The organism is Stenotrophomonas sp. Steno-C18 (assembly GCF_056393195.1).
The window spans coordinates 720,593-734,066 of sequence record NZ_JBWJOX010000001.1 but is presented as its reverse complement, the minus strand read 5'-3'; the positions used below and the strand labels follow the sequence as shown (position 1 = coordinate 734,066).

At 68.7% G+C, this 13,474-nt stretch carries 11 protein-coding genes; 5 read left to right on the top strand and 6 right to left on the bottom strand.

Translation table 11 applies throughout. From position 1 onward, the window contains the following. Positions 1 to 42 precede the first annotated feature (42 nt). From rpsP to rplS, 4 genes are all read left to right on the top strand, one after another. On the top strand, positions 43 to 303 hold the full coding sequence (gene rpsP / locus AC06FE_RS03450) for a 30S ribosomal protein S16 (RefSeq protein WP_132865220.1): 261 nt from the start codon (positions 43 to 45) through the stop codon (positions 301 to 303). A gap of 40 nt (positions 304 to 343) precedes the next feature. Further along, positions 344 to 859 (top strand): ribosome maturation factor RimM, encoded by a 516-nt coding sequence (gene rimM, locus AC06FE_RS03445; RefSeq protein ID WP_478072226.1) that lies wholly within the window; start codon positions 344 to 346, stop codon positions 857 to 859. Between the two features lie 5 nt (positions 860 to 864). Further along, on the top strand, positions 865 to 1,644 hold the full coding sequence (gene trmD / locus AC06FE_RS03440; RefSeq protein WP_478072225.1) for a tRNA (guanosine(37)-N1)-methyltransferase TrmD: 780 nt from the start codon (positions 865 to 867) through the stop codon (positions 1,642 to 1,644). A gap of 139 nt (positions 1,645 to 1,783) precedes the next feature. After that, positions 1,784 to 2,197, top strand: coding sequence for a 50S ribosomal protein L19 (gene rplS, locus AC06FE_RS03435; RefSeq protein WP_132865217.1), 414 nt, complete (start codon positions 1,784 to 1,786; stop codon positions 2,195 to 2,197). A gap of 251 nt (positions 2,198 to 2,448) precedes the next feature. Here the strand turns inward: rplS and AC06FE_RS03430 are convergent, their stop codons facing one another. The 6 genes from AC06FE_RS03430 to AC06FE_RS03405 form a co-directional block, all read right to left on the bottom strand. Beyond that, the gene (locus tag AC06FE_RS03430; RefSeq protein WP_478072224.1) at positions 2,449 to 4,248 is read right to left on the bottom strand and encodes an MFS transporter; all 1,800 of its coding nucleotides are present in this window, start codon (positions 4,246 to 4,248) and stop codon (positions 2,449 to 2,451) included. A 79-nt stretch (positions 4,249 to 4,327) separates the two neighbouring features. After that, the gene (nagA, locus tag AC06FE_RS03425) at positions 4,328 to 5,452 is read right to left on the bottom strand and encodes an N-acetylglucosamine-6-phosphate deacetylase (protein ID WP_478072223.1); all 1,125 of its coding nucleotides are present in this window, start codon (positions 5,450 to 5,452) and stop codon (positions 4,328 to 4,330) included. Continuing rightward, the gene (locus tag AC06FE_RS03420) at positions 5,449 to 6,225 is read right to left on the bottom strand and encodes a DeoR family transcriptional regulator (protein ID WP_192287354.1); all 777 of its coding nucleotides are present in this window, start codon (positions 6,223 to 6,225) and stop codon (positions 5,449 to 5,451) included. Before AC06FE_RS03420 ends, nagA begins: the two co-directional genes overlap by 4 nt. Before the next feature lie 36 nt (positions 6,226 to 6,261). Continuing rightward, positions 6,262 to 7,596, bottom strand: coding sequence for a D-tagatose-bisphosphate aldolase, class II, non-catalytic subunit (locus AC06FE_RS03415; RefSeq protein WP_478072222.1), 1,335 nt, complete (start codon positions 7,594 to 7,596; stop codon positions 6,262 to 6,264). Between the two features lie 18 nt (positions 7,597 to 7,614). After that, positions 7,615 to 8,550: an ROK family protein gene (locus AC06FE_RS03410; RefSeq protein ID WP_478072221.1), complete on the bottom strand. Its 936-nt coding sequence runs from the start codon at positions 8,548 to 8,550 to the stop codon at positions 7,615 to 7,617. Then, on the bottom strand, positions 8,543 to 9,691 hold the full coding sequence (locus AC06FE_RS03405) for an SIS domain-containing protein (protein ID WP_478072220.1): 1,149 nt from the start codon (positions 9,689 to 9,691) through the stop codon (positions 8,543 to 8,545). Before AC06FE_RS03405 ends, AC06FE_RS03410 begins: the two co-directional genes overlap by 8 nt. A 320-nt stretch (positions 9,692 to 10,011) precedes the next feature. Between AC06FE_RS03405 and AC06FE_RS03400 the strand changes: the two genes are divergently transcribed. Further along, on the top strand, positions 10,012 to 13,374 hold the full coding sequence (locus tag AC06FE_RS03400) for a TIM-barrel domain-containing protein (protein ID WP_478072363.1): 3,363 nt from the start codon (positions 10,012 to 10,014) through the stop codon (positions 13,372 to 13,374). Positions 13,375 to 13,474 lie beyond the last annotated feature (100 nt).

Sequence of the window (13,474 nt, the reverse complement as noted above, 5' to 3'; positions counted from 1 at the left end):
CCGCGCCATCCTGGCGACTGGGCAACATAGGAAAACACCACCATGGTCAAGATTCGACTGACCCGCGGCGGCGCCAAGAAGCGTCCGTTCTACCACATCATCGTGACCGACGTCCGTAGCGCCCGTGACGGCCGCAACATCGAGCGCGTCGGCTACTACAACCCGGTCGCCCAGGGCGCCGAGCAGCGCGTTGTCCTGGACATCGCCGCCGTCGACAAGTGGGTTGCCAACGGCGCCCAGCTGACCGACAAGGTTCGCAACCTGTACAAGGAAGCGACCAAGGCCCAGGCCGTCGCGGCCTGATCCTGGCGGGCCGCGCGAAAGCGCGGCCCGACTGCTTCATATGAATAAAGATTCCGAGCGCCGGATCCTGCTGGGCAGGGTTGCCGGCGCTTTTGGTGTGCGCGGCGAGCTGAAGCTCGAGTCCTGGACCGAGCCCCGTTCCGCCATCTTCAAGTACCAGCCGTGGATCCTGCGCTCCCCCTCGGGGCAGGAATCGGAGCTGACCGGCGTGCGTGGCCGCGAGTCGGGCAAGGCCCTGATCGCCACCTTCCCGGGCGTGGACGACCGCAACGTGGTCGAGGCCATGCGCGGCACCGAGATCTACATCCTGCGCAGCGCGCTGCCACCGCCCAAGCCGGACGAATACTACTGGGTCGACCTGGAAGGCCTGGACGTGCAGACCGTGGAGGGCGTGAAGCTGGGCCAGGTCTCGCACCTGTTCAACACCGGCTCCAATGACGTGCTGGTGGTGCGCGGCGACCGCGAGCGCATGGTGCCGTTCGTGATGGACGACTTCATCAAGTCGGTGGACTTCGAGGCCAACATGGTCGTGGTCGACTGGGATCCGGAGTTCTAGCCCGCGTGCGCGTCGACGTCATCAGCCTGTTCCCCGAATTCCTGGCGCAATCCGCCGCGCTGGGCGTGGTCGGCCGTGCGCAGGAGCGCGGGTTGCTGGAGCTGCATGGCTGGAACCCGCGTGACTACGCCGAGGGCAACTACCGGCGGGTCGATGACCGACCGTTCGGGGGCGGCCCGGGCATGGTGATGCTGATCGAGCCGCTGCGTGCCGCGCTGGCGGCCGCCCGCGCGGCCGGCCCGCAACCGGCACCGCTGATCTACCTGAGCCCGCAGGGCCGCCCGCTGACCCAGGCCAAGGTCCGGGAGCTGGCGGCGCTGCCGCGCATGATCCTGCTGTGCGGGCGCTACGAGGGCGTGGACGAGCGTTTCTTGGCGTCGGAGGTGGACGAGGAGATCTCCATCGGCGATTACGTGCTGTCCGGCGGCGAGCTGGGTGCGGCGGTGATCATCGATGCGGTCACCCGCCTGCAGGACGGTGCCCTGAATGACGCCGAGTCGGCGGTGCAGGACAGCTTCGAGGGCGACGGCCTGCTCGACTGCCCGCATTACAGCCACCCGTCCAGCCACGCGCTGGGTGACGTGCCGGACGTGCTGCGCTCGGGCAACCACGCCGCCATCGCGCGCTGGCGCCGGCAGCAGTCGCTGCTGCGCACCGCGCTGCGCCGGCCGGACCTGCTCGACGAGGCGGGGCTGAACAAGACCGACCGCAAGCTGCTGGCCGAGGCCCGGGAGGCGCAGGCCGCTGGCCTGCCGCCAACCACTGGCGCCGAGGGTAATCAGTAGGTTAGAATTGCGAGTTCCCACCAGCCATTCAGGCTGGCATGGGGCGCCAGAACAACAAACGTGCAGCGCAATTCGGCGACTGCATAAGCCCACGTTGTCGGATACCGACACGCCCACCCCGAATAATCGGTGTAATCCAATGAGCAAGCTGAACAAGTCCATCGTCGCGGAGTTTGAATCCGCCCAGATCACCCGCGAACTGCCGAAGTTCAGCCAGGGCGACATCGTCGTGGTGAACGTGAAGGTGAAGGAAGGCAACCGTGAGCGCGTGCAGGCTTACGAAGGCGTCGTGATCGGCACCAAGAACGCCGGCCTGAACTCCTCGTTCACCGTGCGCAAGATCTCGCACGGCTACGGCGTCGAGCGCGTGTTCCAGACCCACAGCGCCCTGATCGACTCGGTTGAAGTGAAGCGCCGCGGCAAGGTTCGCGCCGGTAAGCTGTACTACCTGCGTGGCCTGGAAGGCAAGGCTGCTCGCATCAAGGAAGATCTGGCTGCTGCCCAGCAGGCCAAGGCTGCCCGCCTGGCTGCCAAGGCTGCCGCCGCCGAGTAATACCCGCACGCAGGTCCGCCTGCATGCAGCAAACGGCCACCTTCGGGTGGCCGTTTGCGTTTGTGCGGTGTGGGTGTGTTGCGTTGCCCTCATCCGCCCCTTTGGGGCACCTTCTCCCGTAAACGGGAGAAGGGAGGTCTGCGCGAGGTTTCGGGGTCACCGGTCAACGGCCGGATCGCGGCAACCCCACCCCTTCTCCCGCGCGCGGGAGAAGGTGCCCCGCAGGGGCGGATGAGGGCCGCTTCGCTTTATCAGCGGAAATGCGCCTCGATCTGCTCCAGCGTCTTGCCCTTGGTTTCCGGCAGCCAGAACGTGGCGACCAGGAAGAACACGAACGTGCAGCCGGCCCAGAACAGGAACATGCTGGCGTAGCCGTGCTGGCCGACGGTGGGCAGGAAGATCGCGGCGATGCTGGTGGAGACGAACTGGTTGATGAGCAGGGCGATGCTCATCCCGTTGGAACGGATGCGGTTGGGCATCAGCTCGGACAGCGCCAGCCAGACGCAGACGCCGGGACCGACCGCGAAGAAGGCGACGAACACCAGGATGCAGGTGGCGACCATCCAGCCATGCTGCGCCGACGGCACCGGGCCGATCCAGGCCTGGTCGATGTGCAGCGGGGCGTCGGCCGCGGCGGCCGGGTCCGGGAAGGGATTGAGGTGCAGGCGGCGGAAGAAGCTGCCGATCACGCTGTCCGCGCGCACGGTGGCGTCGCGCTGGATGCCCAGCAGGTGGTCGCTGGGGTTGTCACTGCGCAGCGAGCGCACGTCGCTGAAGCCGCCGTAGGCATAGGACACCGTCAACTGCATCGGTTGGTCACCGCGCATGTGGGTGCCGGCCAGTTGCCGCCATTGCGAGGGATCCAGTTCCAGCTGCAGGCCGTCGGCGAGAACCATCTGCTGGATGCGCGGTTGCACGTCCAGCCGCCCCTGCTCGGCCTTGAAGAACAGCATCGCCGCGCCCAGCAGGGCCACGCAGATGCCGCCGCTGCCAAGCATCAGCAGGAACTTGCGGCCCTTGCGGTCGACCAGCAGCAGCGCGACCACGGTCATCACCGCGTTGAGCAGCTTGATCGCCACGTCGGCACCGTTGGCCGCCGCGCCGGGCAGGCCGGCCTGGTTGAGGATGTTGACGGCGTAGGCCAGCACCGAGTTGATGCCGGTGGCCTGGGTGCAGGCCAGCACCACGCAGGCGAGCAGGAACGGCACCATGTAGCGCTTGCTGAGCAGGCGGTCGCGCTGGCCGTCGGCACGCGCGGCCACCGGTGCCTGGATGTCGGCCAGGGTGCGCTCGACCTGGCTGGCCGGCAGCGTGCGCTGCAGGCTGCGGCGGGCGGCGTCGAGGCGGCCGCGCCGTACCAGCCAGCGCGGCGATTCGGACAGCCACAGCACGCCGGCGCAGAACACCACGCCCGGCAGCAGACAGCTCCAGAAGATGGTGCGCCAGGCGTGGTCCTTCACCGCGAACAGTTCCTGCGCCTGCTGCGCCAGCGGCAGGTGGCTGACCGCACGCGTGGCATCGTCCACCGCGTGCGCCTGGTACAGGCCGATCAAGGCGGCCAGCACCAGGCCGATGGTCAGCAGCAGCTGGAACATCGCCGCGCCACGGCCGCGCCGTTCCGGTGCCAGCACTTCGGCCAGGTACAGCGGGATCACCACGCCGATCAGGCCGCCGCTGATGCCCTGCAACAGGCGGCCGAGCAGCAGCGGTGTGTAGCCCGAGGCCAGCGCCATGATCGGGATGCTGGCGGTGAACAGCACGCCGGCCAGCAGCATCGCGCCGCGGCGGCCGATCAGGTCGGCCACCAGCCCGGCGAACAGCGAGGACAGCACGCTGCCCAGCAGTACCGCGGCGACCACGAAGCCCAATTGCTGGCTGCTCAACTGCCAGGCGTGGCTGGCGGTGGCCTCCAGGTAGGGCAGGGCGCCGGCGATGATGCCGATGTCGATGCCGTACAACAGCCCACCCAGCCCGGCGATGAAGAGCAGGTAGCGCACCGGCCAGCGCGGGGCGGCCTCGGTGGCGGGTACGGCGAAGGCGGTATCGGTCATCGGGAGCGCTCCGGGAGCGGTGGCAGGTGCGCGGCTGCGCGTTGGATGCCGGTGCGCGTTGCACGCACCGGAACAGGGGTCAGTGCAGGGCCGGGCGTGGGTCGATCGGTTGGCCGTTGACCCAGACCTGCTGCAGCTGCAGGTCCGGGCCCAGTACGACCATGTCCGCGCGCAGGCCCGGGGCGATGCGACCGCGGTCGTCCAGGCCGAGGTAGTCGGCGGGGAAGGTGGACACGCGCTGCGAGGCATCGGCCAGCTCCAGGCCGACGTCGACCAAGTTGCGCAGCGCCTGGTCCATGGTCAGCGCGCTGCCTGCCAGCGAACCGCTGGCCAGGCGCACGCAGCCCATGCACTTGTGCACGCGCTGCTCGCCCAGCGCGTACTCGCCGTCGGGCATGCCGGTGGCGGCGGTGGCATCGGTGACCGCGTACAGGCGCGGGATGGCGCGCGTGGCCATGCGGATCACGCCGCGATGCACGTGCTCCAGGTCAGGGATGAGTTCGGCGTACTCGGCGTGGGCCAGGGCGGCCGCGGCGATGCCGGGGTTGCGGTGGTCCACGCCGGTCATGCCGTTGAACAGGTGGGTGAAGCCGACCGCGCCGGCCTGCAACGCGGCCACCGCGTCCTCGTAGGTGCCGGCGCTGTGGCCGACCTGCACGCGGATGCCCATTGCCGCCAGTGCGGGAATGAGCGCGGTGTGCTGGCCGATCTCCGGCGCGAGGGTCAGCACCTTGATGGGCGCCAGCGCGTGCAGGTGCTGCACCGATTCCAGCGTGGCCTCGAGGGTGCGCGGCGGTTGTGCGCCGAGCCGTTGCGGGCTGATGAACGGCCCTTCCAGGTGCACGCCGATGATCTGCGCGGCGTCGGCATCGGGGGTGGCGATGACCTGGGCCAGCCCGCGCAACGCATCCTCGATTTCCTCGAACGCGGCGGTCATGGTGGTGCCGAGCAGGGTGGTGGTGCCGTGGCGTGCATGGGTGCGGGCGATGGTGCGGGCGACGTCGCCGCCCTGCATCAGGTCCACGCCGGCGCCGCCGTGCACGTGCAGGTCGATGAAACCGGGCAGGAGGATCGGCAGGTCGCCGGTATCACCGGCGTGGTCCTCCACCTGCAGCGTGCGGATCCGCTGGTCGAAGTGCACGCTGCCGCGGCGCCAGCCCAGCGGGGTGAGCACGCGGCCGTGCAGGGAGCGGGTATCGGTCATGAAGAGGGCTCGGCGATGATCACTTCGATCCCCTGCTGCAGCAGGCCGTCGCGGGTGGCGTCGTCGATGCCGGGGTCGGTGATGATGGCGTGGACCTGGTCGAGGCGGACGATGCGGTGCAGGCTGACGCGCCCGAACTTGGAGGCGTCGGTGAGCACCACGATGCGCCGCGCGCGTTCGACCATGCGGTGGTTGAGGCGGGCTTCGCCCTCGTCATGGGTGGTCAGGCCGAACTGCAGGTCCAGGCCATCCACGCCGAGGAACAGGGTGTCGAAGCTGTAGGTGGTGAGGCTGGATTCGGCCTGGCTGCCCTGCAGCGACAGCGATTGCTTGCGCAGCACGCCGCCGGTCAGCAGGACGTTGATGCCGGGTGCGTTGGCCAGCTCCCAGGCGATGTTCAGCCCATTGGTCATCACCGTGACCTCGCGCTGGTCGTGCAGGTGGCGGGCCAGGGTCATGGTGGTGGAGCCGGAGTCGATGATGATGTTGTCACCGGGCTGCACCAGCTGCGCGGCGCGCGCACCGATGGACTCCTTCAGCGACAGGTTCAGCACGTCCTTCTCGTGGATGTCCTGCTCCTGCGGCGGCACCCGCACCAGCGTGGCGCCGCCGTGGGTGCGCGTGGCCAGTCCCTGCGACTCGATCTGCCCCAGGTCGGTGCGGATGGTGACCGCCGAGACGCCGAACTGCTCCACCAGGTCCGATACCTGCACCGAACCCTGCTCGATCAGGAGCTGCAGGATCTGCTGGCGTCGCGGGCGGGTGTTGCGCATGTCGGGTCTCGTTCTGGTGGGAAGGAAAGGGGGAGATTACCCTTTCGCAAGAACGGAAGTTTGCGTGCTTTCGTTTTCCCGGCGCGTGCCGGCCTGGTTGTCGCTGCAGGCGCGCGCGTACTCGGCCAGGCACAGGCCGACGTGGAACTGCACCAGCTCGGCCGGCGTGTTGGACAGCGTACCGGCGCGCACGGCGCGGAACTGCTCGGGCAGGTACTGGCTGAGCAGCACCAGCGGCGGCGCATGGGCTTCCAGGTTGGCGAACAGGGTGGCCACGGCCTGCACCAGCGCCGGCTCGCCCCAGTAGTAGCGGCAGCGGTCGCTGAAGGCGAACGCGCGCAGCAGGCGCAGCGTGGCCTCGTCGCCGTGGTAGTGCGCCTGCCAGTACTTCGGCTGCGCCAGCATCACCTGCTCCAGCACCTGCGGCAGCTGCGAGCATTGCCCGGCGGGCAACAGCTGCGCTTCGATCGCGGCCAGCGCGAACAGGGCCTCGCGGTAGGCGAAGGTCGCGGCCGGGCCGACCTTGAGGATGGCGAAGTGGTCGCGCACCAAGGCATGCAGGCCGGATTCGCGCTGGTAATCGGTGGAGTGCGCCTCGAACACGATGCGCGGCTGCTGCTCAAGGAAGTCGGCCAGCGCGGCGGCCTCGGCCGGGTCGTAGTCGTGCACGCTGCTGTGGTCGAAGTCCACGCCCGGCTGCACCACCATGGCGATCACGCGCTGCCAGGCATCGCGCAGCGGCGGCGTGTCGAAGGCCTGCTGGTGGATGGCCAGGGTCTGCGCGGCGGCGGCCGGCGTGGTGACGGCCAGCCCGCCTTCCAGCGAGGCTTCGCCGCCGGGGACCGGCACCTCGGTGCCGATCACGTAGACCGGCAAGGGCAGCCCGTTTTCAACGGCGGTACGTTCGGCGATGACGGCCAGCTCGGCCGAGCGTGCGGCGACGGTGGCGTCGGGCAGCGGCGTGGGGTCGTCGGCACAGGACATGCTGCAGTCCAGGTGGATCTTGTGGAAGCCGGCGGCGACATAGGCTTCGATCAGCACGCGGGCGTTGGCCATCGCGTCGGCGGCCGGCTGCTTCTGCCAGGCGTTGGGGCCGAGGTGGTCGCCTCCGAGCACCAGGCGCTCGCGCGGGAAGCCTTCGGCGTCGGCCAGCTGCCACACGTAGTCGCGGTACTGCGGCGGGGTCATGCCGGTGTAGCCGCCGAACTGGTCCACCTGGTTGGAGGTGGCCTCGATCAGCAGCAGCGTGTCGTGCGCCAATGCCACGTGCATGGCCGCGCGCAGCACCTGCTCGTTGCTGCAGCAGACGCTGTACAGGCCCACGTTGTGGCCTTGGCGATGGGAGAGGAGCAGGGACTGCAGCGGTGACATGGACGGACTCCCGGGGGATCAGGAAAAGACGGGTTGGCTGACGAGCAGGGCGGCACCACGGGCACCGCCGGCATCGCCGAAGCGCGGTGGCACGATCGGTGGCACCTCCACGCCGTCGAACAGGTGCGCGGCGATGGCGGCCGGCAGTTGTTCATACAGCGGCGCGTACTGCGAAAGGCCGCCGCCGAGCACGATCACGTGCGGGTCCAGCGCCAGCACCAGCGCGGCGAAGCTGTGGCCGAGCAGGTCGCGGTGGATGTCCAGCGCCTGGCGAGCACGCGCATCGCCGGCGTCGGCCAGGGTGATCACGTCGCTGGCGTTGCCGGCGGCGCCGCCGAGGTGGCGCTCGATCATCGCCACGCCGCTGCCGGAGACATAGCGCTCGACGCAGCCGCGCAGGCCACAGCCGCACTCCAGCAGTGGCAGTTGATGGCGTTGCAGCAGGCCGGCCGGGACACTCCAGTGCCCCCATTCGCCCGCCAGTCCGTTGAAACCGCTGACCAGCCGCCCCTGCACGCAGTAGCCGCCGCCGGCACCGGTGCCGAGGATGGCGCCGAACATGCTGGCGTAGCCATCGGCGGCGCCGCCATGTGCTTCGGACAGGGCGAAGCACTGCAGGTCGTTGCCGAAGTGCAGCGGGCGCTGCAGCAGGTCGCGCAGGTCCTGGGCCACGGCCTGGCCGGTGAGGGCCGGCACGTTGGCGCTGAGCTGGCGGCCACTGCGACGGTCACGCACGCCGGGCAGCGCGATGCCGATGGCGACGGCCGGATTGCCGCGCGCCTGGTCGGCATCGTGGACCAGGTGCTTCACCGCCTGCAGGAAGGCCGGATAGTCCCCCTGCGGGGTCGCAACGCGTTTGCGCCACGTCACCTGCAGGGTGGCGTCGCAGGCCACCAATTCGATCTTGGTGCCGCCGATGTCGATGCCGTAGCAGGTGCGGGTGGCGTCAATCATGGTGGATGGTCACGCCCTTGACGACGCGGTTGACCGTGCCATCGGGAAAGGGATTGTCCGGGGTCAGGCCGAGCGCGGCCGAGCGCTGCAGCGCGTACAGCTGCGCGAACGGCAGCCACAGCGGCGCCAGCCAGCTGTCCGGCAGGACCGGTACCGGCAGCGTGTAGTCGTCGCCGGCGTCCACCTGCGGGCCGATCGACAGCACCTTGCCGGCCACGCCATCGGCGCGCAGCTCTTCCAGCAGGTCCTGTTCGTAGCGACGCGCCAGCGGCTGCACGCTGCGGAACACGACCACCAGCGTCTCGCCGTTGAGGGTGGACTTGGGGCCGTGGCGGAAACCCAGCGGCGTGTTGGCCAGGGCAAGCACGCGTCCGGCGGTGAGCTCGAGCACCTTCAGCGCGGCTTCGCGGGCCAGTGCTTCGTGCGGGCCGCTGCCCAGGTAGATCACGCGGGAGAACGGTTGTTGCGCGAGCGTGGCGACGGCTGCATCCCAGTCGGCGATGCCCTGGCGCGCGAGTACGGCCACCTGCGCCAGGCGCTGGATGCGCGCGTTCCACGGCGCACGGTCGAAGCTGGCCAATGCCGCCAGCAGCATGCAGCTCAGGCTGCTGGTCATGGCGAAGGCGCGGTCGCAGGACGCCGGTGGCATCAGCAGCGTGCAGGTATCGGCACGGCCGGCACCGCGGCGGGCCAGTTCGCCGTCGGCATTGCAGGTGATGTCCAGGAAGCGCGCGTCGTCCACGTCGGCGCGCACGCGCTCCACCGCGGCCACGCTTTCCGGGCTGGAGCCGCTGCGGCCGAACGACACCAGCAGGGTCGGGCGGTCACGCTGCAGGTACAGCGCCGGATGGGTGAGCAGGCTGGTGGTATGCACGGCGCGGATTTCCGCCGGCCACTGCGCGTTGAGGGTGTCGGCCACCATCTCGGCGATGAAGCCGGAACTGCCGGCACCGGTGAACAGCACGCGTTGCCGCGGGTCGTCCAGGCGTTCGCCGAGGAAGGCCTGCAGGCGCGGCGCATGTTCGGACAGATCGTGGGCCAGCGCCTCCCACAGCAAGGGCTGTTGGGCGATTTCGGCGGCGGTATCGGCACCGCCCAGGCGCTGCCAGTTGGACAGATCGGAAAGCAGGGTGAGGTCCATTCTTGGTTCCTGTTGTGCAGGCGAACCATCTTCGTTTTCTTTCGAAATGTCAAATATCGAAAGCAAATGAAAAGAAGATGTCGGCGGTCATGTACCCGTCGCGATCGGCGTCACGAACGAAAGGTTTCCATGAAAACCCTTTCGTCCCGGGTGAATGCGCGAATCCGGGGGTAACGGAAAGTGGTGCTTCGCACCATCTTTCGATTGCAAGAAATCCCGCTTACTTTTTGCTTTCATTTTGTTGACATCTTTCGATTTGCTGCCCTAGAGTCGGCCACAACCGCATTTCGAAACGTCCGATGAACGGGCCTGGGGACACGATGCACAACCGCTTCCGTCAATCGCCGCTGCTGGTGGCCCTGCTTTCGGCGCTGTTGTTGCCGGCGCTTCCGGCGCAGGCCGAGCCGGTGGGCAACCTGCGCTCGGTGAGTGCTTCGGACGGGCGCGATGGCGCGCGCGGCTGGGAACTGCTCACCGACAACGGCAGCAAGCTGCGCATCGAAGTGCTGGCCAATGACATCGTGCACGTGCAGGCCGGGCGCAACGGCAAGCTGACCGACGCCGGCAACAAGGCCGCGCCGATCGTACTGCCGCAGCCGGTGCAGCCGGTGCAGGCACAGCTGGAGGAGGACGCCAGCGAGATCCGCGTACGCACGCCGGCCCTGGTGCTGCACGTGCAGCGCCAGCCCCTGCAACTGCGCCTGGAACGGCTGGACGGCGCGCGTGGCGTGCCGATGTGGCAAGAGCTGCAGCCACTGGACCTGGATGCGGCGCAGAGCGTGCAGGTGCTGTCCTCGCAGGCCGATGAGGCGTTCTATGGTGGTGGCCAGCAGAACGGCCGTTTCCAGTTCAAGGGCCGCGAGCTGGAGGTGTCCTATTCCGGTGGCTGGGAAGAGGGTGACCGCCCCAGCCCGGCGCCGATGCTGCTCAGCTCGCGGGGCTGGGGCATGCTGCGCAATACGTGGAGCGATGGCAGCTACGACCTGCGCCAGCCCGACCAGTCCACGCTGCTGCACCGCGAGGACCGCTTCGACGCGTACTACTTCGTGGGTGCCGACCTGCAGCGCCTGCTCGAACGCTACACCCAGCTGACCGGCCGCCCGAACATGGTCGCGCGCTGGGCGCTGTCCTACGGCGATGCCGATTGCTACAACGACGGCGACAACATCAAGAAGCCCGGCAGCGTGCCCGAAGGCTGGAGCGATGGCCCCACCGGCAACACGCCCGACGTGGTCCAGAGCGTCGCCGCCAAGTACCGCGAGAACGACATGCCCGGCGGCTGGATCCTGCCCAACGACGGCTACGGCTGCGGCTACAAGCAGCTGCCGGAAACCGTGCAGGGGTTGGCCAGGTACGGCTTCAAGACCGGCCTGTGGACCGAGAACGGCGTGGACAAGATTGCCTGGGAAGTCGGCAAGGCCGGCAGCCGGGTGCAGAAGCTGGACGTGGCCTGGACCGGGCAGGGCTACCAGTTCGCGATGGACGCCAACCAGCAGGCCTTCAACGGCATCCTCGACAATTCCGACTCGCGCCCGTTCCTGTGGACGGTGATGGGTTGGGCCGGCATCCAGCGTTATGCGGTGGCATGGACCGGTGACCAGAGCAGCAGCTGGGATTACATCCGCTGGCACGTGCCGACCCTGGTGGGTTCGGGCCTGTCGGGCATGGCCTACGCCAGCGGCGACGTCGATGCGATCTTCGGCGGCAGCGCCGAGACCTTCACCCGCGACCTGCAGTGGAAGACCTTCACTCCCGTGCTGATGGGCATGTCAGGTTGGTCGTCCAATACGCGCAAGCACCCCTGGGCCTTCGACGAGCCGTATCGCTCGATCAACCGCGACTATCTCAAGCTGAAAATGCGCCTGACCCCGTACATGTACGGGCTGGTGCACGACGCTGCACAAAGCGGTGCGCCGCCGGTGCGAGGGCTGATGTGGGACTACCCGCAGGACCCGCACGCGCAGGATGAAACCTACAAGTACCAGTTCCTGCTCGGCCGCGACCTGCTGGTCGCGCCGGTCTACCGCAGCCAGGCCGCGAGCCGTGGCTGGCGCCGCGACATCCATCTGCCGGCCGGCGGCTGGTACGACTATTGGGATGGCCGCCACCTGCAGGCAGGTGCCGCAGGCAAACAGTTGGACCGTGCGGTCGAGCTGGCGACGCTACCGGTATTCGTGCGCGCCGGTGCGATCCTGCCGATGTACCCGGAGATGCTGTTCGACGGCGAAAAGCCGTTGGATGAGGTGACCTTCGATCTGTATCCGCAGGGCGCATCCAGCTACACCCTGTACGAAGACGATGGCAGCACCCGCCGTTACCAGAAGGGCGAATCGAGCACGCAGCAGATCCGCGTGCAGGCACCGGCGCAGGGCAGTGGCCCGGTGCAGGTGGAGATCGCGCCGGTGCAGGGCGAGTATCAAGGCCAGTTGGCGCAGCGCCGTTATGGCCTGCGCGTATTGAACCGCAGCGCACCGACCGCCGTGCAGCTGGATGGCCGCGCGCTGCCCCAGCTGGCCGACGCGGCCGCGCTGCAGGCCGCCAGCGAGGGCTGGTACTTCGATGGCAAGGAGCGCAAGGGCACGCTGCATGTGCGTACCGCCAGCCAGGACATCCGCACCTCGCTGAAACTGCAGCTGGATTTCCCGGTCGCCGCCGCGCTGGCCGACGACGCTTTCCCGAACGCGCCCGAACTGGGCCGCGCGCTGCCGTCCGACAGCCTGCTGGTGGTCAACCGCCCGGCCGAAGAGCCCGGCCATCCGCTGGAAAATGCCTTCGACGACGATCCGGCAACCTGGTTCCGCAGCGTGCGCAACCAGGCCATCCGCACCGGCGCCCACGAATGGGTGGTGGGCTTTGGCGAGCGCAAGCTGATCGACGGCATCGAGCTGGCACCGCGCAATGACCAGCACTGGAAGCATGGCCAGGTGCGTGATTACGAAATCTACATGGCCGACAGCAACGGCGAGTGGGGCAAGCCGATCGCCAGCGGTCATCTGCAGCTGAAGCAGGAACTGCAGCGTATCGACTTCCCGGCCCACGCCGGCCGCCTGCTGCGCTTCCGCGTGCTCAGCGTGCAGAACCCGGAGGGTGATGGCGCAAGCGGTGCCGATCCGATGGTGAGCGCAGCGCAGGGCAGCAGCGCACGTGCGGTGGATGCACTGCAGCCGCGCGACGTCGGCCCGATCGCGCTGTCCACCTTCCATATCCTCGAGCAACAGGCGGCCGAGCGGCCGGCCCGGCAGCAGTACCTCTCCCAGCTGCCGCTGCCGGCCGCGCTGGCCGCGTCGGCCCATGCCGACCGCGCGTTCAGCGCCGACGTGCCGATGCGCATGAACGGCCTGCAGTTCCGCCGCGGCCTGGGCGTGTCGGCCAGCAGCCGCATCGATATCGCGTTGAAGGGCAACTGGAAGCTGCTGCGCGCCGACCTGGGCATCGACGACCAGTGCCGCAAGGCCGGTGGCATGCAGTTCCAGGTGTGGGGCGAGGACCGCCTGCTGTACGACAGCGGCCTGGTCAAGGCACCCGGCGTGGTCAAGCCGGAACTGGATGTGCGCGGGCTTTCCCGCCTGAGCCTGCGCACGCTGGGTGCGCAGGGGGATGAGCCGGCCCGGGTGTGTGGCAACTGGGCCAACGCCGTGCTGATCGGCGAGGAGGGCGACACCGCCGACTACGTCGCCCCCTGACCACCACCACCACGTAACACCGCTGCTCCCCCGTACCACGCCGACCACGGCCGCAAGGCCGTGGCCCGGGATCGCTTTGCCCGCCAACTGCTGTTCTTGC